At 58.7% G+C, this 25,811-nt stretch carries 15 protein-coding genes; 3 read left to right on the top strand and 12 right to left on the bottom strand.

Annotated features, from left to right (window positions below):
* Positions 1 to 328 precede the first annotated feature (328 nt).
* The gene (locus HNQ65_RS23240) at positions 329 to 1,039 is read left to right on the top strand and encodes a response regulator transcription factor (protein ID WP_184343579.1); all 711 of its coding nucleotides are present in this window, start codon (positions 329 to 331) and stop codon (positions 1,037 to 1,039) included.
* Positions 1,040 to 1,045: 6 nt separating this feature from the next.
* Positions 1,046 to 2,488 (top strand): sensor histidine kinase, encoded by a 1,443-nt coding sequence (locus HNQ65_RS23235; RefSeq protein WP_184343576.1) that lies wholly within the window; start codon positions 1,046 to 1,048, stop codon positions 2,486 to 2,488.
* 7 nt (positions 2,489 to 2,495) lie between these two features.
* On the opposite strand, the gene HNQ65_RS23230 is transcribed toward HNQ65_RS23235, so the two are convergent.
* The 9 genes from HNQ65_RS23230 to HNQ65_RS23190 all read right to left on the bottom strand — a co-directional run bounded on the left by HNQ65_RS23230 (position 2,496) and on the right by HNQ65_RS23190 (position 17,224).
* Positions 2,496 to 3,908 carry a neutral/alkaline non-lysosomal ceramidase N-terminal domain-containing protein gene (locus tag HNQ65_RS23230; RefSeq protein ID WP_184343574.1) on the bottom strand — a complete coding sequence of 471 codons (1,413 nt, stop codon included), beginning with the start codon at positions 3,906 to 3,908 and terminating at the stop codon, positions 2,496 to 2,498.
* 80 nt (positions 3,909 to 3,988) lie between these two features.
* On the bottom strand, positions 3,989 to 6,451 hold the full coding sequence (locus HNQ65_RS23225; RefSeq protein ID WP_184343572.1) for a PVC-type heme-binding CxxCH protein: 2,463 nt from the start codon (positions 6,449 to 6,451) through the stop codon (positions 3,989 to 3,991).
* 4 nt (positions 6,452 to 6,455) lie between these two features.
* Entirely contained in the window at positions 6,456 to 7,301 is an 846-nt protein-coding gene (locus HNQ65_RS23220; protein WP_184343570.1) for a M15 family metallopeptidase, read from the bottom strand.
* An 8-nt stretch (positions 7,302 to 7,309) separates the two neighbouring features.
* A complete protein-coding gene (locus HNQ65_RS23215) occupies positions 7,310 to 7,702 on the bottom strand; it encodes a RidA family protein (protein ID WP_184343568.1) in 393 nt (130 codons plus the stop codon).
* 19 nt (positions 7,703 to 7,721) lie between these two features.
* Entirely contained in the window at positions 7,722 to 9,095 is a 1,374-nt protein-coding gene (locus tag HNQ65_RS23210) for a hypothetical protein (protein WP_184343566.1), read from the bottom strand.
* A gap of 33 nt (positions 9,096 to 9,128) precedes the next feature.
* Positions 9,129 to 10,553 (bottom strand): DUF1501 domain-containing protein, encoded by a 1,425-nt coding sequence (locus HNQ65_RS23205; RefSeq protein ID WP_184343565.1) that lies wholly within the window; start codon positions 10,551 to 10,553, stop codon positions 9,129 to 9,131.
* Between the two features lie 48 nt (positions 10,554 to 10,601).
* A complete protein-coding gene (locus HNQ65_RS23200) occupies positions 10,602 to 12,890 on the bottom strand; it encodes a c-type cytochrome domain-containing protein (RefSeq protein WP_184343563.1) in 2,289 nt (762 codons plus the stop codon).
* Positions 12,890 to 15,100: a PPC domain-containing protein gene (locus HNQ65_RS23195; protein WP_184343561.1), complete on the bottom strand. Its 2,211-nt coding sequence runs from the start codon at positions 15,098 to 15,100 to the stop codon at positions 12,890 to 12,892. Before HNQ65_RS23195 ends, HNQ65_RS23200 begins: the two co-directional genes overlap by 1 nt.
* A gap of 3 nt (positions 15,101 to 15,103) precedes the next feature.
* Positions 15,104 to 17,224: a DUF1549 and DUF1553 domain-containing protein gene (locus HNQ65_RS23190; RefSeq protein ID WP_343076581.1), complete on the bottom strand. Its 2,121-nt coding sequence runs from the start codon at positions 17,222 to 17,224 to the stop codon at positions 15,104 to 15,106.
* A gap of 338 nt (positions 17,225 to 17,562) precedes the next feature.
* Between HNQ65_RS23190 and HNQ65_RS23185 the strand changes: the two genes are divergently transcribed.
* Entirely contained in the window at positions 17,563 to 18,663 is a 1,101-nt protein-coding gene (locus HNQ65_RS23185) for an NPCBM/NEW2 domain-containing protein (protein ID WP_184343557.1), read from the top strand.
* A 3-nt stretch (positions 18,664 to 18,666) separates the two neighbouring features.
* Here the strand turns inward: HNQ65_RS23185 and HNQ65_RS26600 are convergent, their stop codons facing one another.
* From HNQ65_RS26600 to HNQ65_RS23170, 3 genes are all read right to left on the bottom strand, one after another.
* Complete coding sequence (locus tag HNQ65_RS26600) at positions 18,667 to 21,030, bottom strand: neutral/alkaline non-lysosomal ceramidase N-terminal domain-containing protein (protein ID WP_221306265.1); 2,364 nt, start codon at positions 21,028 to 21,030, stop codon at positions 18,667 to 18,669.
* A gap of 157 nt (positions 21,031 to 21,187) precedes the next feature.
* Positions 21,188 to 23,014, bottom strand: coding sequence for a phosphoenolpyruvate carboxykinase (GTP) (locus HNQ65_RS23175; protein ID WP_184343555.1), 1,827 nt, complete (start codon positions 23,012 to 23,014; stop codon positions 21,188 to 21,190).
* A 96-nt stretch (positions 23,015 to 23,110) separates the two neighbouring features.
* Entirely contained in the window at positions 23,111 to 25,786 is a 2,676-nt protein-coding gene (locus tag HNQ65_RS23170; RefSeq protein ID WP_184343553.1) for a PEP-CTERM sorting domain-containing protein, read from the bottom strand.
* Between the last annotated feature and the right edge of the window lie 25 nt (positions 25,787 to 25,811).

Here is a 25,811-nt window from a genome sequence, read left to right as displayed (position 1 = left end):
GATCGCGGGGCTATTCGCAGCTACGCGCACATTCGCGCTCACGCCTTGCTCTGGTTCTGAAACTGACGTGCTTTTTTGATGCTGCATCCACTCTTCCAAAATGTGCTGCCTCAGCACTTCTTTGTCAGCGGTGTTTCCAGCTTTCCAGGTGTGGCCAAAAGCAGCCGTGCTGGTGAGCAGCCCGATGAAAAAACAGAGAGGCGAGGGTGTTTTCATGGAGCCTAGAATGAGACAGAGGTGTCAGCCGATCATCAGCAAACGCGCAGCGAATTGTCAGCAAACCGTAAAGAAACTCGCGAAACCGAGCCCGGCAGCCCATATTTTCCCCATGCCCCAGGCAACCCGCATTCTCGTAATCGACGACGACACAGAGCTGTCTCAGCTCGTGGCGGATTATCTCAAGCCCATGGGCTTTGAAGTCGAATGCGAGCACGAGGGAAACAGCGGAGCCGAACGCGCCACCAGCGAGCCTTGGAATGCGATCATCCTCGACGTGATGATGCCAGGCTGCGACGGCTTTGAGGTGCTGCGACGCATCCGCGCCAAGACCAAGGTGCCCGTGATGATGCTGACCGGCCGTGGCGAGGAGGTGGACCGCATCGTCGGCCTGGAACTGGGCGCGGATGACTACCTGCCCAAAACTTTTTCATCCCGTGAGCTGCTGGCCCGGTTGCGCGCTGTGCTGCGCCGCTCTGGCTGGGTGGCGGAAAGCTCCCCCCAGGCCCCCATGAAGGAGATCGTCGTTGGCCCGCTGCGCATCAATGCGGACTCGCACGCCGTTGTGCTCGGCGACTCCCCCTTGGATCTCACACCTGCGGAGTTTGGCCTTCTTCTCTCCCTCGCCAATGCCCATGGGCGGGTACGGACACGCGAGCAGCTCATCGAAGACGTGGCAGATCGTGAGTGGGATGTGTTTGACCGCGCCATCGACATGCACATCTCCACCCTGCGCCGCAAGCTGGGGGACGACCCGAAGAACCCCCAGTTCATCAAGACCGTGCGTGGCTTCGGCTACCAGCTTGTGACCCCGAACCGCTGAAGCAGTATGCCACGCGTTCATCTGCCGCTGTATTTGAAAATCCTGCTCTGGTTCGGTGTAAACCTCGCTGTGCTAGCCGCGCTGTTCTTTGGTTTTCTCAGCATGCAGTTTCGGATGGGCCTGGATTGGATGCTTTCCGGCGAAGCGGGCGAACGTGTCTCCGCCATTGGTGACACCATTACTGACGAGCTTTCACAGCTACCTGAGCAGGCATGGCCGGAGCTGCTGCACAAGCATGGCGGGCAATACGGGGTGACCTTTGCTCTCTTCAACAGCAGCGGGACGCAGATGATGGGTGCGCCGCTGCAAATTCCTGCGGAAGTGCTGCCCAAGCTCATCGACAAGCGCGGCCCCAGTGACCGCCCGCCCCCGCCCAGAAGGCCTCCTAGCAGCACGCCTAGAAAACGCCCTGCCGATGCGCCGCCGAAACCCCGCTTCATCCTTCGTGCCGGTGAGCCTGCACGCTACTGGGCGGGCATCCATCTCGACCTCACCCTGCCCAGCGACAATCATCCTCTGACGCTGCTCATGATGTCACGCACGATCCACGGCGGCGGTTTGTTCTTTGATCTGCGCCCATGGCTGGGACTGGCGGCTGTGGCCCTGCTGCTTTCAGCGCTGGTGTGGATGCCCTTTGTCCGTGGCATCACCGGCTTCATCGGCAGGCTCAACCGCGCTGCAGGCCGCATCGCCGAAGGAGACTTCAAAGAGCGTGTGTCTTCTGCTCGCAGCGACGAGCTGGGCGAGCTCTCCACCTCGGTCAACAAAATGGCCGCACAGCTCGGAGAATACGTGGCTCAGCAGCGGCGCATCACGGCAGACGTGGCGCATGAGCTGTGCTCCCCCATCGCACGCATGCAAATGGCTTTGGGTGTGGTGGAGCAGCGTGGCACACCTGAGCAGGCTGCTTATTTGCAGAAGCTCGACGCAGAGCTCCAGCACATGGCCCGGCTGGTGGAGGAGGTGCTCGCCTTCTCCAAAGCCGAGACTCTGCCAGAACGCGAAAGCACCGAGGAGATCGACCTCCAGGATCTGATTCAAACCGTCATCGCCCGGGAGGCGCCTGATGCCGATGTCCGTCTCGTGATTCCCGAAAGCCTCGTCCTGCATTCCCTGCGCCACGCACTGGACCGAGCCATCGGCAACGTGCTGCGCAACGCCGTGCGCTACGCCTCTGATGCCGGACCGATCAACATCAGTGCCGCACGAGAGGGCGCACACATCGTCATTCGTGTTTCAGATCAGGGCCCGGGCGTTCCTCCCGAAACCCTGCACCGGCTGTTTGAGCCCTTCTACCGTCCTGAAGCCGCACGCCGACGCTCCACAGGCGGCAGCGGCCTCGGCCTCGCCATCACTCAAAGATGCATCCACGCATGCGGCGGCACGGTCACCGCCCAGCTCCGCGAGCCCACCGGTCTGGAAATCACGATCAGCATTCCAGCGGAGTGAGCTGCGCTTATAGGTTCTTCTTCAGCTCCGCCATCATCTCCAGCAGGTTGTTGGTTAGAATGACGCTCGTGTCCTCCTGCACCTGGTTCGTCCCCAGCCACGTCTCGTAGCCGCCCAGCTTGTGCTGCTCCGGGGTTGGCAGATAGCCATGCCGGCCATTCGCCAGCCCCACCACCATCGTCTGCGGAAACAGGCTGCGCTTTTTCAAATCGAGCCCGATTTCCACAAACGTCTCGAAAGGGATGCCGCACACGACCAGATCCCCGATGCGGATGGCCTGCAGTTGCACGGTGACCGTTTCTTCTTTCCGCTCCGCCGCCGCGACAACACTACCGGCGTAGTTTTTTGCCAGACGCGGCAGCTTTTCCACCGCCTCCTTGTCTTTCACCGCCAGCACCGCCTTTGCCTCCGCGACTTCCTGCTCCGATGGACGCCGATACTTCAGCGTGATCTCCCGCTGCAGCATGCCGAGCGTCACATCCCCGCGATGCTTTTCGATTTTCCGGTGCGCAAACCACGCCGTGTCCGCCGCCTTCTGCGCCACAATGCGGATCTGCTCAAACGGCTCGCGCGGCGGACGGGTCACGCCAAACGGAATGTTGTTGATGTCCCCCGAGGTGCCATTCGACATCATCGCGACAAAGTTTTCATCGCCACGCACCCGTGAAGGCATGACACGGGCAAACTCGCCAAAATAATCTGCTGACATCTCCCCCTCAGGCGCCCCACCCACATAGTGCAGCGAGTAATTGGCATAGACAGCCAGTGATTTCCTTTTGGAATCCTGCACCGAGATGATCGTGATGTCAGGATCCGTCGGCCCCGCCGGACGATCCAGCGTGTTCGGATCGGTGCCCGGATTCATCTTCACCTTGTCCATGCGGCCAAAGGGATTGAGCGGCATCTTGCCAGGCTTCAGATACCAGCGCCGGTTGAAGACCTCGTCAGGAAGCGGATGCGCCGCGGCACCAACCGTCGCCGGCCGCAAGGCTCCATGCGCCTTGATGATCGACTCCGCGATCCCTTCGACGAATCGTTTGTAATAACGCGCCGCCAGCTCGCTGCGTGTGTTCACCGAAGGCCCGCTGTGCGTGTGTGTGGAGCTGATGAGCATCTTGTCCACAGCCATGCCCGTCTTGGCAGCAGCTATGGCCTTGGCCTCATTCAGCACATCCGGCCCTGCGCCCAGCACATCCACCACCACCAGCGCCACTGTGGTTTTTCCATCATCCAGCACCAACGCTCGTGCATGAAACGGATCATGCGCCTTGGTTGCAGGATTGGCGCTGAATCCCCCAGGCATGTTCATGGGAAATTCAGTGGGCGTGATGTCCACCGCCGCCGCGCCTGCGCGAAGCGTTTTGTTTTGCGCAAACAATGCGGGTGCAACGAGCAGAAGGGCATAAACGACAGATTTCATGGCTCTCCAATACGTCTCATTAACTCCGATCCTCCTGCGTGATGACATTCGGATCGAAAAAAACAACGCTGTCCCTCCTTCTACCTGGCGGTCAGAAAGGCCAACAAATCCCGCAATTCTTCATCCGACAGCGACATCACCAATCCGGCGGGCATGAGCGATGAGTCGATTTCGGTGCGCTTGACAATATCAGTCTGCGGAAAGCTGCGCTCCTTGCCGGTGATGTCCCGAAAGACCTCCGTGTTGGACGACCTCAGCATGATGCCTACAAACTCGGTACCGTCCTTCAGCTTGACCTGCGAAGGGTGATACTGCGGCGCCACCTCACGGCTGGGCTCAAGAATCGAGCTCAAGATCGCCATCCGATCTCCCTGCTGCGAGACGAGGCTAAGATCCGGCCCCACTACATTGCCGCGCCCGCTGTGACGATGGCACGTAGCGCAGAGCCCCACCTTGGCATGGAAGAAAATGCGCCGTCCCGCTTCTGGGTCTGCCTTTCCGGGCAGTGCATCCAGCATCTTCAACCAGGCGGCCGTGTCATTGAATGCAGGCCTCTTCGTATTCATCGCAAACCACTTGTCCTTGTCGGTATAGCGCAGTGCACGCCGCGCTTCATCGCGAATAAGAATGTCCTTGCTGGCTTCAAGCATCACGAGCGTAGTCTGGTCTTCCAGTCTGGTGGAACTCGAGAGTCCCGCAATGGCGTCTGCCCGCAGCGTCATCTTTTGCGCTTCATCCGCTGCGATCTCGGCTAACAAAGCACGCGCATCATCCGAATTGCGGGATGCCAGAGTTCGCACGACCTCCAGCGAAAGCACCGGATCGCCCGCCGCAAAGAGCTCCTTCAGCAGCGGCACCGTGATGGCCTTGTGCGTCGCCGGGGCAAGGCGCAGCGCATATCCTTTGAGACGAGCCGGTGTCTTGGCGTTGGTGATTCGCTCCGCCAGAACCTCGGGATTCGTCACTCCAGCACCCGGTTCACCTCGCAGCGTGTTCCAGGCTGCAAGGACAGCCTCAAAGAGATGATAATCCAGCGAGGCATCCGAAAGCATTGCCTCCACCTGCGGCGAAAACTGAGTCATCACGGCATCCGCGATCCAGCGCAGGCACTCAAAGCGCATCTCAGGATCAGCGTCGTTCATGAAAGCCTTCACCCACTGGTCATCCTTCAGATCCACCCGGCGCAGGGCCACCAGCACCCACACACGATCCACGGGTTCCAGCTTCTTCATTGCCTCCACTGTCCATTTCTTGCGCGACAGCGCGGTCAGTGCCGCATCGGCCAGATACGCATCCTTGCCTTTCGCCAGCTCCAGCATCGCCTTGGCATCCATCTTGGCTTTGCCGGTGCGCAGATCATTGGCCAGCCGTGCCTGCTCATTGAGCGGATCAGCCTTGGCTTTGATCCACGAAGCCTTGGCAGTATCGATCTCCACTTTCCAAAGACGTCCCCGTTTGTGGATGGGATAGGAGCTGAACACCCAGTCGTTCAAATAATACGCCCCATCCGGACCCACGGCCATGCAGGTCGGGCGGAAGAAGTCACCGCCTTTGAGCAGCGGAATGCGCTGGGAAGCATAGCCCGCACCTTTGCGTGTGAGCGGGTAATAGTCCACGCTGTGATCACTCCAGGAGGGAATCAGCACGCCACCACCGAGCTCCAGAATATCGCATGGTCCTTCACCGCAAGGATGCACCATGCCGATGGTGCCGCGCAGCTCGCCATTCATGCCCACAAAAGGATGCACCGGCGCGCTGCCATACACCCACTGAAAGCCATAGTCCGCACCCTCCACCACATTCAGCAGACGGCAGGGCGGACGGCTGCCGGGATCATTCTCCGCAGCAAAGATCTCGCCATCCTTGCGCACCAGCAGGCCAAAGGGATTCCAGAATCCCAGCGCAATGCGCCGCAGCTTGGAACCATCCGCCGTGCAGCGAAAAACCCCGCCCTCGCCACGTCCGCTGACCTTGCTGCCATCCTTGCCAGTGAGCGTCCAGTCTTTGCCAAAGTTTTCCCCCAGCGAGACGACCAGACCGCCATCCGGATGCCAGCACATGCCACTGAGGCCGTTGTGCGGGTAGTCGGACACCGTATCCAGCGTCGCCACGTTTTCCTCCACATCCCCCACCCCGTCTCCGTTGGTGTCCTTCACACGCAGCACACGGTCGCGCTCCGCGAGGTAGATCCAGCCGTCCGGCCCGATCTCCACATGCATGGTTGCATCCGTCTTGTTGTAAAACACCCGGCGGTTTTTGCCGTTCGCATCAAAGACCACCACTTCGTCGTGCACCGGACCTTCATAATCATCCGGGCGGAAATGCGTGTGGCAGGAGATGGAGTAAATGCTCCCGTTCTTGTCCACGGCGATGCCAGTCGGCGTGACCAGGTCCGGATGCTCCGCGATCAGTGTGATCTTCACGCCCGGCTGCAGCGTTTCGAGCTGCGGAGGCAGCTGGTCTGGCACGACCGGTGCCTTCGTCGGCGTGGCTCCCAGCGCAGCCATGGCTGGCAGCAAAAAAAGAAAATGGAGTGGTTTCATAGGCTTAGGCGTTTCGGGCCCGTTCCAGAGCCGCTGCGATTTCTTTTTCGATGACGGGCAGTGGATTGAGCAAAGCAAGCGGGTCAGGCACAGGCGTCACTTCGTTGGTACGCGGATCCCAGTTCACCGGTCCAAACCGGCAGGGTGCCGGGTTGCCCGTGAGAATGTGCATGCCGGCGTCGTCTTTGTCGAAGTGCCAGAACTCGAACGGAAAATGGATGAAGCCGTGCTTCTCCATCATCGCCGCAATCTCAAGCCGCGTAGCTACATGCTCGGGCGCGACAAAAGGCGAGCGCATCGGCGTGCACTCGCTCATTTCAAGATAGGGGTAGCCTCGCCAGACCTCGGTGCCGTCGTCACGCCGAAACACAGAAATATCAATGGCCGAGCCCGACATGTGCGCCCCGATCTTGGGCATGTTCGCCGTCAGCACGATGGCACGCCGAAACATCATCTCCGTGCTCGGAATCTCTCCGCCTAGCTCCCAGATGCATTTCTTCAGCACCGCGTCAAATACCGAAGGCTTGCGGACCAGCTGCCGCTGCATGTCCAGTGAACGAAAGCCATCCTCGATTTTCAGAATCCAGCCGCGCTCGTTCATCTCTCGCCCGATGGTGACGACATCGCGAACCAGGCTCTCACGCAAGAAATAAACACGGTCCAGATCCCCCGCGATCTTGCTAGTCGAAAACAGCATCTCAACCTTGGCATCGGCCGCCGCATCAGGGATCGAGGCGAAGCGCTCGCCACACTCATTCACTGGAAAGGTGATGAGCTTCTGCACGATCTCATAGCCCTTCTCCATTTGCTCCGCCCAGTAGGCGCGCCGCGCTGCTTCGTCGTGGTTCATGGTCGTTTTCAGCTGGCTTTTCGCACCGCCACCACCTCCACCTCGTATCGCAGGGATGGCGGCAGGCAGTTGGTGATCGTTGTTCGTGCAGGCGAAGGCTGCGGGAAATATTCGCGGTAGATCTGGTTGTACAGCGGCACGTCCTCAGCATCCCGCACGTAATTCCGCGTCTGCACCACATGGGCTAGATCGCTGCCCGCGGCCTCCAGCACCTTGCGCACGTTTTCAATGCTGCGGCGGAACTCGCCCTCAAACGTGTCGCTGATGATATTGCCCTTTTGATCGACGGAAGCCTGACCGGAAACAAAGATCAGGTCTCCCACCACCACGCAGGGGCTGAAGGGCAGATGAGAAGTCGGGGTGTCGGGAAGCTGAGGATAAGAAACGAGGGGATGGGTCATGAGGGCAGCGTCATCAAAATCAGGGTTTGCTGGCAGGCACAGATTGCAGGCGGGCCTTTTCCTCCGCCTCGCGTTTCTGCATGTCCTTCGGGTGCTTGGAAAAACTCTCGAACACATCTCCGACCACCCGATCAGCCAAAGCCCCCAGCTTCTTTAAAATGATCGGCTCGGCCTCAGGTTTGAGTTTGGAGAGATTGGGCTCATACCCGCCCACCTTGTGCGCCTCAGCCGTGGCGATGTAGCCGATGTTTCCATTCGCGTAGCCCACAATGATCGGCGTGGCCCGGTTAGCGATGGCCTGTTCCAGCTTGAACCCATACTCCACCATCGGCTCTCCCGGCATGGTGAGCAGAAGAAAAGGGCCGATCTTCATCGCCATCAGTTCAGCACGGATTGGCTGCTCTTTACCCGGAAGCTCCACCACCTCGCTGGCCACGCGAATGGGGTAAAAAGTTTCGCGCTTGCGCAATTGTTCGCGTGTCACGCCAAAGGCCGCCGCACGCGCCACCGCTCCTCCGAGATCACGCCCCGCCCACTGGATGTCCGCCTCATCAGCACAGCGGTAGGGATACCCAGGCAGATTGGGCCGGATGTCTCCAGCGCAGCCCTGCATGAAGAGCGTGCTGGTTTTCTGCGCATAGCTCATCTCCACAAAGGTCTGTGCCTCGCCCGGAAAATCCGCGCTCATTTTGGGATAGCCCTTGGGGTACGGCTGGGAACCCTTGTCACCCCAGGTGAAAAAACACGGATGACACACCGCATGCATGATGACCGCCAGCGGTGTCAGCGTACTGCCGTCGTCAAACCGCAGCACCTTGACACGCTGGTCATTGGGGCCGTCGGGATTCAGGCTTACCACCGCCCGGCCGTCATAGGTTTTTCGGCGGTTGATGCCAAAGCTGATGCGGTCTTCTGCATAGCCGACGCTCACCGTCCTCATGCTGGCGACGGCTCCCTTGGCAGCAGCCCCCAGCTTGTTGATCAAATCAGCCGCCCACCGCATGTTTTCAATGTAGCCGGGTCCGGAGTGGTTGTGGGAGGCCGAGACAAGGATGTTCGCAGATGGGATGCCTGCTTCCGCCTCGATCCGCACACGCGCATCCTTCACCATGTCATCCCAGGCACCGATGGTGTCCAGGGTGACAATGGCGGCTTTTGTTTCGCCATCATCCAACACCAAAACTCCGGCACGCAAGGGATCACGCACACCGCTGACCTGACGCACATGCCCGACAATCTTGACTGCCGCCGCGTCAGGCGGTGTGATGTCCACCTTGGCTACTCCAGCTTTGAGATTGGAGGTGACAGCAAACCTCCCATCCATGACTTCCTGCGCCTGGGCGCTGAAACTGATGAAGCAAACACCCAGAAGAAGGACCGGTCGGAGATGCATGACTCTCTTTACGTGTTCAAATGCCGTAAATCATCACGCGATTAGCTCAGCTATAGGCCTGCCATTTTCCACGATGTGAACAGGACGCCCGTTGAGGTCATTGATGGTGACCTTTGAGTAATCAATGCCCAGATGATGGTAGATCGTAGCCAGGAAGTCGCTCGCGTTGCATGGACGCTCGACCACATCCTCGCCGCGCTTGTCAGTAGCGCCGATGACGCCGCCCGTCTGGATGCCGCCTCCGGCCCAAACATTGGTGAAGGCACGCGGCCAGTGGTCGCGGCCGGGCTGCAGCGTACCGGTAGGTCCGCTGGCATCACCTGCGCCAGTGCTTCTGTCAAAGCTGATCTTCGGTGTGCGGCCAAACTCGCCCGTGACAATCACCAGCACGCGCTTGTCCAGTCCGCGTGCATAAATGTCCTCGATGAGTGCGGAAACTGCCCGGTCATAAGTGGGCATGCGGAAGCGCAGCGCCTCAAACTGATGCTGGTTCACCGCATGGTCATCCCAATTGTTCACGCGCCCGCACAACGGCCCGCTCAGGCTGCTGGTGATGATCTCCACCCCGGCCTCCACCAGTCGGCGTGCCAGCAGAAGCTGCTGCCCCCAGCGGTTGCGACCATAGCGATCACGTGTTGCGGCGTCTTCCTTGCTCAGGTCAAAAGCGTCGCGGGTGTGGGGATTGGTCAGCAGCGTGGCTGCTTGGGCCTCAAATTCATCCAATGCCCCAAGCTCGCCTTCACGGTCAAAAGCGCGCTCCAGCTTGTCCAGGCTCTTACGGAGAGCGATGCGGTCGCTCAGACGTCGCGTTTCCGAATCATCGGAGAGGCCGATATTTGGCACCTGGAAGTTAGGGCGGTTCGGGTCATCACTCACTGCAAAAGGTGCAAATGCGTCTCCCAGATACGCCGGGCTGGAATACTCAGGAGAGGCCGCTGGGACTCCAATGTAGTTCGGCAGCGGGTTGGAGCGGCCGCCTTCCTTGGCGCGGAGGTAATGCGCCACAGACATCCAGTCCGGCAGCCTCGGCTTCGGCTTGTCACGCGTGTCGCTGTCTCCGGAAAACATCTGCATCGTTCCCGCCGGATGTCCCCCTGCCGTCTGATGCATGGAGCGCACGATGGTGAATTTGTCCGCGATCTTGGCGTTCATAGGCAGCATCTCCGTGAAGATCGTGCCTGGAACCTTGGTGCTGATCGTCTTGAACGGACCGCGGTACTCGCTGCTGGCGTCCGGCTTGGGATCGTAGGTGTCGATGTGCGACTGTCCGCCAGGAAGCCAGACCATGATGATGGACTTGCGCTCCCCTTTGGGTTTGGCCGCGTTCTCAGCACGCAGTTTCAGCAGCCCCGGCCAGCTCATCGTGGCCATGCCTGCCAGTCCAAACTGCATAAACCCACGTCGCGACAGAGGACCGGCGCAGCGCACTAGTGAAGGAGGCTGGATAATGGAGGACATATGGAGAAATCGACGAACTGAGGGTTGAGTCTTGGGTTTTAAAACGGTCTAATTGGCGCCAAAAACGGCCAGTTCTTTTCCGGCACCATCCCAGACGCGCAGGATGCTGTCTTCACCGCCACCAATGAAAGTGCTGCCATTGGGCACTGAAACCGCAGCCTGCATGTAGTCAGGCAGGTTGGCGATGGCGCGCACTTCGGTGCCGTCGTCGGTCACAAGTCGGATGCGGTTGTCTCCGGCGGAGGTCACGAGCTGATTCGTGGCACCGATGAACTGCAGCGAAGTCACTTCCTTGGTCCATCCTTCGATCTTTCTCTTCCGCTCTCCGATGATCATGTCCCACGTCACCACAGTGCCATCGGCTCCAGCGGTGGCCAGCACTCGGCCATCGGTGCGGTAGGCAATGCTCGTCACATGATGCGTGTGCCCCTCAAAGAGATTCAGCTGCTTGCCAGTGGCCACATCCGTCACACGAGCGATTTTATCCGCAGCCCCTGAGGCGAGCCGCTTGCCATCCGGCGAATAATCCAGGCAGAGCACAGCATCGCTGTGTTTCTCCTTCCACGTCTTCTTTACCTTGCCGCTTGCCGCATCGAAAAAGATGATGTCGCCGCTGCGCGAGAGCTCACCACCGCCTGTGGCCAGCGTCTTGCCATCCGGACTAAAGCGCACTGCATTAACACGATCGGCAAAGAGCCCCTTTTCATCCAGCTTGCGCTCCAGTGACCAGCGCGAAGAGCTGCCGACAGATTGGATGAGCGTTTTCGTTGCTGTAAAAGAGCCGTCAGATGATGCGGTAATTCCCGTGACAGTCAGACTGCCAGAACCTTCTTCGAGGGGCAATCCCGTGGCCGTGGCGAACACTCGCAGCGTGCCATCTTCAAAGAAGCCTGCCACACGGCGCCCATCGGCGGAGAAGGAAACGGCGGCTGGCTTTACCGTAGCAGCCGCCAGCGATTTTTTCAGTTCAGCCTGTTCAGCAGCGGCCTTGTCCTGGAGCGCTTTGGCTGACGCGATGGCTTTGTTGGCAGCCTCCACGATCTTGGCATTGGCAGCCTTGGCATCCGTGATGCGCTTCATGTCCTCCTCGGCATCCTTCACATTGCTCTGCGCGGCGGAGACTGCAGCCTGCGCAGACACCTCCGTCATTTTCGCGGTGATCAGCTTGTCCTGCGCATCTTTGAGCTGCTTTTCCAGCGCGGCATCAGCCTTGCCGCCGGCGGGCAGTGCTTTGATTCTGGCTGCAACTTCATCCACGACTTTCTGAGCACTCGTCTTGGCCTCAGTCGTCGCTGGCACAGCTTTCTGCTTTTCAGGCAGCACCTTGTTCATCGCCACAATGGCTTCCTTCGCCTTGCCCAGCAGAACATCGAGCGCCTTTTCTTGTGTCTCGACACGGGTGATCTCGCTCTTCTGGAAGGTTTGCTCCAGCGTTTGTGCTGCGATAGCCCAGTCCAGCTCCGCCATTTTTTTGGCTGCCGCCACTCCGCCGCGCATTTCAGCCAGTTGCTTCGTTGAAGCCACATCCCACACACGCACAGAGCCGTCGGCACAGCCCGTGACCACCTGCTTGCCATCGGCGGACATCGCACTGTTCAGCACCGTCAACTTGCCCGCAGCGGCGATCTTTTTGACTAAATCCGCATTCGCAGGTGCAGAGCTGGACTTTTCGCCGCTGGTCGTGGGCTTGCCCTCTGCAAGTTTCCAGATTTTCACTTCACGGTAGCTGCCGCTAGCCAGCCGCGTGCCATCCGGGCTGAAGGCCAGAGACTGCACCAGCGCCCGGTGCGCCGCACCGTTTTTTTCCGCAGGATCACTCAGTTGTGCAATGAACTGACGCGTGGCCAGATCATAAACATAGATGTGGTTTGATCTTCCGCATGCCACGTAGCGACCGTCGCGGGTAAGCGCCACTGTGTAGATTGGGTCGATGCTGGCGGAGAAAGCCTGCAACACCACCGCACGCTCTTCCATGACAGAACCCTTGGCCCCTTGGTCGATCCATTTCTTCAAAATGGCGATCTGCTCCGGGATAAGATTCACCGCGCCAGATTTGTTGTTGGGCGGCGGCATCTCCATGTCATTGGTATGCAATGACGCCTGCACGATCAGGCTCTCCGCGCCTTTGCCAGGAATGATCGAAGGTCCGTTTTCTCCACCTTTGATCATCAGCTCCGGCGTCTCCATGTTCAGATCCGCCTTGGCCGTGGTCTTGTTGTGGCAGGAGATGCAGTTCGCCTTCAGGAAGGGATAGACATCCCGGTAATAGTCCAGCTCCTCCGCAGCCGTGGCGGCAGATGTGAGGCAGCAGAGAGCCAGGAGAGCATGCGGTTTCATTACTTGCTGGCGGTAGTGGCGGCGGCCGGTTTGATGGAAACACGAATCGGTTCCGAAATCAGGATCTCCACCGTGTCGGTGGGGGAGGCCGCAGTGGTCACGGCCTTCATGCGGCTGGTGGCGGTGGCCATCGCAGCTTCAGCCTGCTTTTGTTTCTCAGCCGCTTTTCTGGCCGCCTCAGCATCGGTGGCGGCGATTTTTTTGGCCTCTGCTGCCGCAGCCTCAGCCATTTGTGCGGCCTTCTTCTGCTCCGCCTCTGCCAAAGGCACCGCAGCAGGATTGTAGCGGTACTTGCAGATGCCCAGGCTCTGGAAGGCAAAGGTGTAGTCTCCCGGCACGATCTTGAGAGCAGCGAGATCGATCACCGCCTCATAGGCAGCCGCTTTGAGCGGAATGTCGAATTCCTTGATGGCGCTGAATCCATCGCCATAAGCCTTCACTTTGATCGAAGCACCATTAAATTCATTTCTCCACGTCAACTTGAGAGGCACCTTGAGCTTGTCGCCCGCCGTGGCCACCAGAACTTTGTTTTCGGCTGGTGCCATGGTCAGCGGAGCCTGCTCAGAATCGCTCACAGACACAGGCACATCCGCCATGAGACGCGGCGCGGGAATCTCCCCCTTCGCATCTTTCACCGGCCATTCCATGCTGGCCAGACGCACAGGTCGTGTCACGACAGCACCGTTGACTGTTGCCTTGCCCGTGATCTTGGCCAGCGAGAAGCCATGCTTGGCATCACTCGCAGCGGTCAGGATCAGATGCCCGTAGGGCTTGCCCTTGGCAATCTTCAATCCGGCTGCGCTCACTCCTGGTGGCAGATTTTCCATGCCGATTTCGATTTCGCCATCAAACCCGTCGCGCCTCTGCACCACCACCTCGAACGCGCGCGTCTCGCCTGCACGCAGCGCCATGGGTTTGGAAAGCGCGGCACGGTCTCCGTTGCGCAGAGTCATGTGCACCGCCCATGCGGCCAACGAGAAATCTGGCGCAGCCTGACGCACGATGAGGCGGTAGATGTTGTTCGCATCGCTCCGTGTGCCGCCAAACAAATCGCGCACCTGCAGGCGGTAGGTGCCGTCTTCCTTGATCTCAAACTTGCCATTGATATCCGGCGAACCCGCATCATACGGCGGGCCGTCATAGGAGTAGCCATTGCTGGTGACCTTCATCGGCGGCGCGATGTCATACAGCTCAGCCACATCAGTGAGCTTCTCTTTGTCGCCTTCCTTTTTCACCTGCTGCACAAGCACAAAGGGGTCGGTGTTCAGCCCCAGTCGCTCGGAGGCAACCTCCACCCACCAGACTTCGCCCTTCTTGGCGGTGAACTCATAGGTGTCCACATCCGCTGCCGGAAAGAACGAGCCGGCTATGTCACAGGGCAGCGTGATTTTCTGCGCCTCAGCCGCTTTGTTATTCGGCTCGGATTCATGCATCTTGGCAGCCTCGGCCAGTCCAGCAGGCGGCCAGGACATGGCGCTCACTGTCTGGGTCTGCGGCTGGCGAGGAGCAGGCCCGTTGCCAGCTACTTCCTGCAGGGCCAGGCGGTAGAAAAAACGCTCTCCGCCTTGATAGGTCAGGTCGCTGACCTTGATCAAATACGTCCCATCTGCAGGCGGTGTGAAGTCAATGACCCCGCCCGTGCGGTTCACCTTCAGATCACCGCCTTTGGCATCCGCCAAAATTAGCACAGGAGTCAGGCGTGAGTCGATCCCAATGGCGGCGCAGTCCACGGCCAAGCGCTTGCCCTTCATACCTTTAAAGGAATAAAAATCCACCGCACGCTTGGTCATGGTGGCATTGCAGATCGTGCCCACTGGCAGTTCCATGGCGGTCTCCACGGTGTTATTTGCCTTCGCACGCGTCACCTCTGGCAGCTTGCCCACGGAAAAGGCACGCGCAGAAGAAACCCCCAGCCGGGAAATCACCCGGGCATCATAGACACCTGCAGGTGCATCTGCGGCAATGCTCACGGTAAACTTGTTCGGCGCTCCAGCCACCGGCTTGGCCGTGATCTTTGACGAAGAAAAAAGAAGCTCGCTGACATCCTCGGTGTTCTCTCCGGTGAGAGTGATCTCCACTTGGGTGCCAGCCTGTCCGCCCATCGGCATGAGAGTCAGCAGACGCGGCAGGGGCAGAGTCACTTGCTGGGCCAGGGCCGAAGCCCCTGCCAGAGTACAAAATGCCAGGGTGAGTGTGGTTTTCGCGAACATAAATCAGTGGTTGTACATGAATTCCTTCGTGTTCAGCAGCGCCCAGAGCAGGTCTTCATACCCGTTCCTGCGGGCGCGCTGCGAATCCAGCGGCTTGCCAGCGGCATCGGTGCGGGGTTTGGCGATGTAGGACTCGCTGATTTTCACTTCATCCGCCGTGGGCTCTCGGGAAAAAGCCGCCAGATACAGCTCACGAATACGCTTGGGCTCGGGCATTTCCGCCTTGGTCAACTGCTCGGCTCGTCCACCACTGGCAGTCAGCTTGGCCTTCACATCGGAGGCATTCATGAGGTGCAGGCTCTGTGCCAGGCTGGCGGACTGCACACGCTCGCACTCGCATACACTGGCTCCTTCCGGGCGGCCAAACACTTTCAGGAAGGGCGCCGCACGGTTGTAGCTGTTGTCCGGCAGCGAGATAGCACGCGTGCCGGGCGGCAGATCGGCAAAGTCCGTCTTCGATCCGGTCAGCATGTCAATACTGTCCAGCATCACCTCCGCCGTCATGCGTCGTGGATAATAGTGGGAGAAGGCCTGCCGGTCGATGGCATTGTACTGGTTTGGGGTGGAGCTGAGTTGATAAGCGTGGCTTTGAGCAATGGTGCGCACGAGCTCCTTCAGGTCATACCCGCTGTCAGTAAAGCTCTTGGCCAGCGCATCAAACAGCTCCGGATTCGTCGGTGGGTTCGAATCACGTAGATCGTCTTCGGGTTCCACCAGGCCGCGTTTGAAGAAATGCTTCCAGTAGCGGTTTACCAGCGCCCTGGCGAAGAAAGGATTGTCCTTTTTACTCATCCAGTCCACCAGCGCAAGACGCGGATCATCATCCGGTGCGATGTCGAGCTCAGGCTCACCGAGTCCGGCAGGCTTCAGCATCACCCGAGTCTTGCGGTGTTCCGTCTGTGCGATGCCTCGTTTGTGGAAGATAAGGTCCTCACCCGCGATGGCAGTCGGTTTGCGGCCGATCTGGCTGAAGAACGCCGCCAGATGATAATACTCAGCCTGCGTCCAGCGCTCAAAAGGATGGTGGTGGCACTGCGCACACTGCATGCGTACACCCAGGAAAAGCTGCGCCACGTCTTCGAGCTGGGTTGTGGGCTCCTTCACGCGCTTGTACCATGCCACGGGCGGATTCGAGACAATCGTGCCCGTAGAGGCCAGGATCTGCCGCACGATCTGGTCGTACTTCAGGTTAGCCAGCAGGCTGTCGCGCATCCAGGCGTGGAAGGCAAAGTTGGAGGTGATGTCCGCGTTTTCCGAGCGCGTGTTCTTGAGAAGTGCTGTCCACTTGTTGGCAAAATAGTCCGCGTAGTCCGGACTGTTGAGCAGAGTGTCGATCACCTTGTCTCGCTTGTCCGGCTCATGGCTGGCCAGGAAGGCCTTGGTCTCCTCTGCCGTAGGCACACGACCACCGATGTCGAGGTACACCCGGCGCAGGAAAGTGGAGTCATCGCACAGCGGCGAAGGCGGCACGCCGATCTGCTTCAGATTGGCAAAGACATGCTGGTCGATGAAGTTTTTCACCGGTGGCATGGAGTCCACCGGTGCACCCAGGGGCACCGACACGCTACACACTGAAACACGCCCACCATAGCGCACCATCACCGCCACATTGCCAGGGATGTCCAGCGTCTTTACCATTCCCAGTTCACTCGCCTCGGCCATGGCGCGGTCATTGGCTTCATAGAGCGCCAGCTTGGTCACATCACGACTGCCCCCGTTGGAGTAGTGTGCCGTCACCTTGAGCTGCTGGGTCGTTTTGACCTTCATCGTCACACGCGCAGGTTCCACACTGATGCCGGTGAGCTTGGCCTCATCCTTCACCGTATAGTTCATGCCTTCCGCGATCCAGCGGACCAGTGTCTTGTAATCTTCCGAACCGGGCTCCAGCTTTTTCCCGCCCGTATGTGGCACGATCGCCGCCCCTTTGGTAATGAGGAGACTCTCTTCCGGAGCCGGCGGAAACACACGCCGTCCCTTACCCTGCTTCACGATGGCCTCATAATCTTCTTCAGGCTCAAACCCCAACACGCTCAGGCGAAATCCGCGCTGGCCTGTGATCGCCTTGGCATGACACACCCCTGCATTGCAGCCCGCCTTGGTCAGGATCGGCTCAATGTCATTCACAAAGCTCAACGGGCGCGATGCTTCCGCCGCGAAACTCGTTCCGGCACACAACAGTAGCATCCATGCTTTCAGCGGGACTTTCTTTGTCTTCACAGCTAAAACTACGGATTTTGGTCCCATTTTTTCGCAATAGAATGATTGGGATGTCACTTTAATACCAATAACTGCTCATGAGATACCAAGCTCGCGCCCTTCTTTTCAGTCTTTCCCTGCCCACATTGGCCCTTGGCTGGGGTCAGCCTCATCATGCTATTACACGTGGAGCCTTGGAGGTTCTTCCAGCATGGCAAAAGGATCTGCTGGGAGCAGAGTTCACGCAGCTGGGAGACAGCTACTGCATGATTCCCGATAACGTTTTCTCAGACAAGCAAAACGCACGCTTTGCCAAAATGGAGTCAGCCCCTGGCGAAGTGTATCTTAAAATCCTCCACCTTCCCACTCAGCAGCCGGAATACCTGGAAGTCATGCGCTACTTCATGGATCTGGCCGTCAAATCATTACGCGATGGCAGGCGGGGAGATGCGGCACGCTACATCGGTACGATCTGCCACCAGATTGAAGACTACGGCAGTCCTTCTCACACTGTGCCTGGAGACAACATGTTCACTCTCCTGCAGCAGTTTCTGCCGCCCACCGAGGTCATGAAGGACCAGCTCATGCACGGCCCCATTGAAAACGGCGACTTCAAAGTGAGCATCGCCGGCTACTCTCCAAAACTGCTCGGCACCACCGTTAATGAGGCCTCCTGGCGGCTCATGCATCGAGTGCATGATGAGATCCTCAATGCACGCAGCACCACCGTGCCGATCATCCAGTCATTGTACGCCGGTGATCAGGAATCCGTTGTGAAGCATCAGCTGCGCGCAGCCACCATGGACGCCCAAGTCGTCGCTGATGCGGTTTATACCATCCTCTGCCTCGGCTCGGAAAAATATTCTGCCGAGGAAAAAACTTCTCTGCAGCAGGTGCAGTTCGGCAGCTTCTTCCCTCTTGAGGCAGCGAGTCTCTACTATCCGCAGCAGCAGTTCTACAGCTCGCCACACTGGAGCCATCCGCGCAGCGGTGTCATCCTGGCAGGAGGCAGCAAGGCCATGCCCTTGAAGCTTAGACTGGCCTCCGGCGAAAAGGAGTTCGCCAACGGCATCAGCGCTGGCATGGGCAAGACACTCACCTTCCTGCTGCCCAAAGAGGTTTACGCGCGCTTCACGGTCTTGGCCGGTCTGCACCCTGAGCTTGGTGCCAAAGGCCGTGTGGAGTTTGCCGTCAGCGGTGATGGCAAACCTCTTCGCACGATCACTCTCAACGGCACCGATCCGGCCACACTGATCGAATGCGACGTCAGCGGCGTGTCACAACTCCAACTAACCCTCACTTCACGTGGCGTCGATTCCAAGAGCAACTACGCCATCTGGGCAGAGCCGACGCTGCTGAAGCCGTGACGATTACTTCAGCATCTGATCCAGCCACTCATACGCCGCCCGACGCTCCGCCTCAGGAAAATCATGCGGGGCATCCGGAGTGACCAGCCGGAGATTTTTATCCGCTTTCAGTAGAGCAAAAACCTCACCGGCTTTTGCCATCGCTTTGCGCACGCCACCCACGTCAAAATTGCTGTCGCTCACCGGCGAGTTTGAAAAGACACCACGCGGAGCAATGGCGGCGATCACCTCATAAAAATCAAAAGGCAGCTTGTCTGCATTGTTTTCATACACATCCCGGATGCGCGGCATATAGCGATCGCTGGTCCACCCCGCCACCTTGCCGCCATAGTAGTCATGAAACGGCGTGAATCCGCAGCTCGTCACCACGGCCTTGAGGCGCTCGTCAAATACCGCCGTGAAAAGCGCATTGTGCCCGCCCAGTGAGTGCCCAATCACGCCAATACGATCTTTGTTCACCTCCGGCAGAGATTGCAGCAGATCCACAGCGCGCATGTTGTTCCAGACCGCCTTGATGGAACCGCTCGCACGATGCACCCCCTGCTTTTTAAAATCATACGGATACTCCCCGAAGGATGGATAATCCGGAACCAGGCACACATACCCACGCTCCGCCAGCTCATGCGCATAGTGCAGCGAGGGCTTGCCGCCAAGACCGACAGGCTCATCTTTGCCGCTCTTGGTGGTCTGGTGAAGGCACAGCATGGCTGCCGCCTTGGCGCCAGGGGGCAGCTCGTTCGGGATCAGCAGCCACGCTGGCACACTGTCTCCCCGCTCAGGTGTGAAGCGGATTTTGCGCCTCACATACTTCTCCGTCTTCTCTTCCGAAACTGTCTCCACATTCAGAGGCGCCCACAACGAGGTATCATGCAGCGCACCCATCGCCTTCTGCATGCCCGCCTTGATGTGCGCCACACGCACAGCCCAGTCCGCCGCACTCTGCACCGGCCGCTCACCACCAGCTTCATCGCGCACCACCATCAGATTGGAATGAACCGGATAAGCCACTGCGGCAGGCTCTTCAATCGGCTTCACCTGCTCCGGCCGTGTCAAAAAATCTCCCGGCATCACCTCATGCACCGCCCCCATGATCCGCTCTTCGACATCCGGCGCAAATTTCGTCGGCCGGTCGTAATAGACCATCGCTCCAGCACCTTCATAGCCCCCTTCCTCCAAAACTCGCCGCGAGGGTACATAGCACGGCACATCATTCGAGTACCCGTTCACCCACAGCCGTGATCGGTCAAACTCGCGCTTGATGCGCAGTGAGTAATCCACCGTGATCTCCCCCGGCAGAAACACCATCGCCATGTCATCACCAAAACTCCAGCGCTGCACCAGATAAGGCAGCTCCGTCGGCAGCTTCTCGCCACGGTCCAGACGCGCGAGGTTCTTCTTCGCATGATAAGCGATTGCCGCCGTCTTCGACTCAACCAGCACCTGCCACTCCTCACGCGTTGGCAGCTTGTCATAGGCCAGATCAATCTGCTTCGCTTTGCATGTCAGCGCACCCTTGATCGGACGCAGCTCCCCCGTGGCCAGACGTTTTGCTTCAGCACTCAGAGCTTCACCATACTGTTTCACCAGCTCCATCGTGCGGCGTGGATTCGGATTCTGGTCCGCACCACAGCCGAGCGCCGTGAGTGCGATGGCTCCTGGAAACTCCCGCTGCAGAGCCTCCTGAGCTACACCAGCCCAGTCCCCATGAATTTCATCGATGCCGATAGTGGTGCAGTGGCAGGCGTAGCTGGTGAAAATCGCACGCACCTTGCCATCCACACCTGTGACTCGCAGCACCGGCAAGTCATGATCGACCGGTTTCAGCGGAAACAAACGCCGGTTCGCCGCAAATCCTACCTTTCCCACTCCCCAAGACAGCGTGGCAGGCTTGCGATCCGCCAGAGCCGCCCGCACCACTTTCTCCAGATAATCCGTCAGCTCACGAGTGTAGCGCTCAATGGCGGGCAAGTGCTCTGCCGGAATGTCCATGCCAAAGAGATTTGGCAGAACACCGATGAGCATCGGCGCACAGTGCGTATGGCTGGAGCAGATGGCGAAACGCTCGCTCTCCACCTTGGTGTCAGGCTTGAGGCGTCGCAGAACCTCGTCACGCATGGAAGCAGGCACGCCAACGTTGTCCACGGTGACGAGGATGGCTGGGCCTTCGGCATCTGTGCCGAAGGCCAGTGCTTTGGCAAAAATGTGCTGCGAGACACCTGTATTGGGAGCCCGGCGGTAGCCATACCCGCTCAGTCTCACCGGATAATCTGGCGAAATGTCCACCGAGGCCACGCCCACCTGTCGGACGGCATCTGCCGCAAAACCCGCCAGTGGCACCAATAGAAAAACGAGAACACGGAATGTCATACGCGGGAGACCACTACGCGTCCCCGGAATCAAGACTTGCTAAATTCAGCCTTCGCAAAAAAGCCGGAAACTTGCCTCTTCAATGTTGGGTCAAAACAAAACCGGCCTCCATCTAAAGGAGGCCGGTCAAAGTCACTTTCTATACAATCGCAAGGCATCACATTCGGCAGATCAGCAGCTCGCGCTCGTAGATCAGCTCCTTGGGCAGATGTGTCTTGAGATCGATGAAAAGCTCTTCGTGCGAGAGGATCTCCGCACGCCAGGCGGCACGGTCAAAGCGCTGCAGCTCATCGAATTTCTCTTTCGGGAAATCCATGCCCTTCCAGTCAATGTCCTCATACTGCGGCACCCAGCCGATGGGTGTCTCCTTGGATTTGCTGTGTCCATTAGCGCGGTCCACAATCCACTTCAGCACGCGCATGTTCTCACTGAATCCGGGCCACAGGAATTTGCCATCGGCATCCTTGCGGAACCAGTTCACGTGAAAGACGCGTGGCGTTTCGCTCAGCGTGCGCTGCATGCTGATCCAGTGGCGGAAATAGTCGCCCATGTTGTAGCCGCAGAAAGGCAGCATGGCCATCGGATCGCGGCGCACCTTGCCGATCGTGCCAGCCGCAGCTGCCGTCATTTCGCTGCCCATCGTGGCACCGGCATACACACCACCGCTCCAGTTGAAGGCCTGATACACCAGCGGCATCGTCGTGGCACGACGTCCGCCAAAGATGATCGCGCTGATCGGCACTCCTTCCGGCTTCTCCCAGTCGGGGTCGATCGTGGGGCACTGTGAGGCCGGCGCAGTGAAGCGTGAATTCGGATGCGCAGCTTTGGTGCCCTTCTCCTTGGCAATATCCGGCGTCCACAGGTTGCCCTGCCAGTCGGTGCATTGCTTCGGCGGCTCATCCGTCATGCCCTCCCACCATACACCTCCATCGGGTGTGAGTGCCACATTGGTAAAGATGGTATTCTTCCGCAGCGACGCCATCGCATTTGGATTCGTCTTGTCGCTGGTGCCCGGGGCCACGCCAAAGAACCCGGCCTCTGGGTTGATGGCATGCAGCCTGCCATCTGCGCCCGGCTTGATCCAGGCGATGTCATCGCCCACCGTCCAGACCTTCCACCCCTTGTCCGCAAAATGCTTCGGCGGAATGAGCATGGCAAAGTTCGTCTTGCCACAGGCGCTTGGAAAGGCGGCAGCCACATAGGTTTTCTTGCCCTTCGGATCCTCGACTCCCAGGATGAGCATGTGCTCGGCCATCCAGCCTTCGTCTCGCGCCATCGCAGAGGCGATTCTCAGTGCGAAGCACTTCTTGCCCAACAGCGCGTTTCCGCCGTAGCCGGAGCCGTAGCTCCAGATCTCACGCGACTCGGGGAAATGCACGATGTACTTCTCCTTGTTGCAGGGCCAGGGCACGTCTTTCTGTCCCTTCTTCAGCGGCGCGCCCACTGTGTGCATGCACGGCACCACGCGCTTTTTGCCTTGGTCGATCTTCTCAAACACTTTTTTTCCGATGCGAGCCATGATGCGCATGTTCACCACCACATAGGGAGAGTCCGTGAGCTGCACCCCAATCTGCGACATCGGGGAGTCCACCGGCCCCATGCTGTAGGCCAGCACATACATGGTGCGGCCTCGCATGCAGCCGTTGAAAAGCTTGCGCAGCTTCTCCTTCATCTCAAAGGGGTTCACCCAGTTGTTGGTGGGCCCGGCTCCTTCCTTGGAGTGGCTGCAGATAAAGGTGCGCTCCTCCACACGCGCCACATCGCTGGGGTCGGACTTGGCGTAAAAGCACCCCGGCCACTTCTTTTGGTTCAGCCGGATGAAGGTGCCAGCTTCGACCATCTCATCACACAGACGGTCATATTCGGCCTTGGAGCCGTCCACCCAGTAGATGCGGTCAGGCTTGCACAGCGCAGCCATTTTAGTGACCCATCTCTGAAGGTGAATGTTTTTACTCAGGGGTTTGGTTGAGGGAATCGGTGTCATACATTCTTGGGGAGGCTGAGGAACACATGCGGTTTTCGTGCCAAAAGTCCAATGTGTATGATTCACTTATTTTGCTGAGCATAGAGCCGCAGATATTCACTCAAATACGCACCTCAGCCGTTTACGCCTGAGCGCCAGCGCCATGAGACCTGCCATCAGCATCAACCCCAGCGAAGGCTCTGGCACAGTGGCAACAACCGAAATCACCCCGCTTGTGCTGAACAATGATGTGTCCCAGCGCCAGGAGGGATCAAAGCCGGCAGTGCTCAGGTTGAGCAGCGACTCAGTCAGGCCGCTGATCCCAGTGCCAGAGACCGCCGCCCAGTCAATCAGATCGAAGGAATGGCCCGGCTGCGGAATATAACCGGCAGAAAACGAAACGATGAGACCGCCCGCACCCATGGCCGAAAAATCCATCACTCCTGCGCCAGTGGCATTGAAGACGATCTTGTCATTGCTGCCGCTGGCCAGAAGCTCAAATACCACCGCGCTTCCACTCTGAAACGAAAGCGTTCCATCCACAGGTGTGAATGTCAGTGTTCCCACCCCGGAATTTTCTCCCGGAACCCCAGGTGACACGGCTCCTCCGATGACGACGCTGTTGGAGCCTGTGGACGCAATTGTCCCTTTCCCGCCCAAAGCGGTGCCTGGAGAAGTAATCACGCCGCCGGTGCCAGTCGCCGAGCCTGTCGTGTTGGTCACCAGCAATGAACCTGCAGTAACATTTGTGCCACCACTATAGGTGTTGGCATTGCTCAGGGTTGTGATGCCGGAACCTGAATGAGTCAGCGTGCCCGTGCCGCTGATCTGATTGGCCAGAGTGTAGCTGTTGGATCGCGTGATGAGGAGCGCGCTGTTGTCCACCACGTTGCCGGATCCCAGACCGCCTGTGCTGCCATTATTTCCCACCTGCAGCGTGCCGGCAGAGATGGTCGTGGTCCCAGAATAACCATCGTTGTTGTTTTCCAGGCGGACCACGCCCGCCCCGGTTTTGGTAATCCCACCTGAACCGCTGATGGCACCCTGCATGCGCATGGCCAGTCCCGTAGCGGCCTCGCTGCGAATGACAATGCTGTCGTTTAACGTCAGCGCTCCCGAGAAGACCGAACTGCCAAACCCTGTCACACTGCTGGTGTACGAAAGCGTCAAGGTGCCACCGCTTCCTGACACGGTGCTGATGTCATTGCTGGTGATCCAGCCTGCCAGATAGTTTTCCATGGTGGCATCTCCTCCTCCGACACTGCCGAGAGTCACGGCTCCGCTGCCGAGGGATGATGTGCGCCCGAACTGCAAAGTCCCCTTGGCGACCACAGTGCCTCCGGAATAGGTGTTGGTGTTGTTGATGGTGGTTGTGCCAGTTCCAGCCTGCACCAATGCTCCCGTCCCGCTCATGTCATTGTTCAGGGTCAGCGAATTGCTGCGATTGACCACAAGGCTGCTGTTGTTGACAATCGCACCCGTGCCGATTCCCCCTGTCGTGCTGCCGTTGCCTATCTGCAAGGTCCCAGCTGAAATGGTGGTGATCCCCGTGTAAGATGCATTGTTGTTTTCCAGCCTCAGAACTCCTGTGCCGGTCTTGGTGATGCTACCCGCACCTGAAACAGCTCCCGTGATTCGCATGGCCTGACCGCTGATCGCATCGCTGCGAATGACCAGATTGTCCCCCATGCTGATGGCTCCGCTGAAAGTGCTGTTGAAAGCGGCCGCCCCAGAATAATACAAGGTCAGCACGCCCCCGCTGCCAGAGATGACATTGATGTTGTTTGAAAACGTGTAACCTCCGAGGGTGTTCTCAAGAGTGGCATTTCCCCCGCCGGTGCTGCCCAGGTTGACAGTCCCAGTACCCAAGCTGCCTGCAATCCCAATCTGAAGAGTGCCAGATACGATGGTGGTACCGCCGGAATACGTATTGGCGCTGCCTGGATTGATGTAAAGCGTTCCAGACCCCGTCTTGCGCAGCGCGCCCGACTGCCCAGTAACATCCGAAACAATTCCGGCGATCTGGTAGGAGCCCGTGCCCGTCACGCTGATCGTTCCGGTGCTGCTTCCCAGAGCAAAACCCCGATTCGATGCAGAGGTGACCCCGCTACCGGTATATTCTAGCGTGCCTCCATTGATGATGATCTGGTCCGGCACGTAACTGGCCGGTGCGGCTCCGAGCGCAGCCCCTGCCGAAATGCGCACAGTTCCGCCTAGAATGGACACACCTCCGGTAAAGGTGTTGGACGAGCTGGCTAGAGTCATGATGCCTGCGCCTGTTTTGATGATACGTCCCGCTCCGGAAATAGCCCCGCTGATTTTCAGAGCTCCGTCCGCAGCGGAGCTCGCCGTATTGGTCACAGACAGGTCCAGGGAATCATTTAAAACAACGCTAAGACTCGATGCAAAAGTGCTCAGATTGTCTCCTGATCCTGCCACCGTCAGCGCCGCATTGCCAGAGGTGGCGTCAAAGGTCAGGGTGTTTGTAGTGGTGATCGAAAATGTATTGGCAGAATCGTTGTTGATGGTCATGTAACCCACAGTACGCACTGCTCCAAAGCTGTTGATGGCTTGATTCCCTCCGGAGGGGGTGTTGAAAATCACGGAAGCTCCCACGGCATTGGGCACCCCTGATGGAGACCAGTTCGAAGCCGTGCCCCATGACTGGTTGCCGGATGCCGTGGTGAAAGTGCTCTGGGCGGAAACTGGCGTCTGGGCCAGACATGCTGCTGCAAGCAGCGGTGAGATCAAAAGGTGGAGTTTGCCGTATTCTAAACGTGGGTTTTTTTTCATGTCTCAATCAGCGCCAGCGTCACCG

The organism is Prosthecobacter vanneervenii (genome assembly GCF_014203095.1).
Lineage (GTDB): Bacteria > Verrucomicrobiota > Verrucomicrobiia > Verrucomicrobiales > Verrucomicrobiaceae > Prosthecobacter > Prosthecobacter vanneervenii.
This window is presented reverse-complemented; position numbering and strand designations above follow the sequence as displayed.

Excerpts from the sequence above, each read along its gene's own strand:
- HNQ65_RS23235 (WP_184343576.1), top strand. The coding sequence starts at position 1,046 with ATGCCACGCGTTCATCTGCCGCTGTATTTGAAAATCCTGCTCTGGTTC.
- HNQ65_RS23240 (WP_184343579.1), top strand. The coding sequence starts at position 329 with ATGCCCCAGGCAACCCGCATTCTCGTAATCGACGACGACACAGAGCTG.
- HNQ65_RS23170 (WP_184343553.1), bottom strand. The coding sequence starts at position 25,786 with ATGAAAAAAAACCCACGTTTAGAATACGGCAAACTCCACCTTTTGATC.
- HNQ65_RS23210 (WP_184343566.1), bottom strand. The coding sequence starts at position 9,095 with ATGCATCTCCGACCGGTCCTTCTTCTGGGTGTTTGCTTCATCAGTTTC.
- HNQ65_RS26600 (WP_221306265.1), bottom strand. The coding sequence starts at position 21,030 with ATGACATTCCGTGTTCTCGTTTTTCTATTGGTGCCACTGGCGGGTTTT.
- HNQ65_RS23200 (WP_184343563.1), bottom strand. The coding sequence starts at position 12,890 with ATGAAACCGCATGCTCTCCTGGCTCTCTGCTGCCTCACATCTGCCGCC.
- HNQ65_RS23220 (WP_184343570.1), bottom strand. The coding sequence starts at position 7,301 with ATGAACCACGACGAAGCAGCGCGGCGCGCCTACTGGGCGGAGCAAATG.
- HNQ65_RS23195 (WP_184343561.1), bottom strand. The coding sequence starts at position 15,100 with ATGTTCGCGAAAACCACACTCACCCTGGCATTTTGTACTCTGGCAGGG.
- HNQ65_RS23205 (WP_184343565.1), bottom strand. The coding sequence starts at position 10,553 with ATGTCCTCCATTATCCAGCCTCCTTCACTAGTGCGCTGCGCCGGTCCT.
- HNQ65_RS23225 (WP_184343572.1), bottom strand. The coding sequence starts at position 6,451 with ATGAAACCACTCCATTTTCTTTTTTTGCTGCCAGCCATGGCTGCGCTG.
- HNQ65_RS23185 (WP_184343557.1), top strand. The coding sequence starts at position 17,563 with ATGATTCCCGATAACGTTTTCTCAGACAAGCAAAACGCACGCTTTGCC.
- HNQ65_RS23230 (WP_184343574.1), bottom strand. The coding sequence starts at position 3,908 with ATGAAATCTGTCGTTTATGCCCTTCTGCTCGTTGCACCCGCATTGTTT.
- HNQ65_RS23175 (WP_184343555.1), bottom strand. The coding sequence starts at position 23,014 with ATGACACCGATTCCCTCAACCAAACCCCTGAGTAAAAACATTCACCTT.
- HNQ65_RS23215 (WP_184343568.1), bottom strand. The coding sequence starts at position 7,702 with ATGACCCATCCCCTCGTTTCTTATCCTCAGCTTCCCGACACCCCGACT.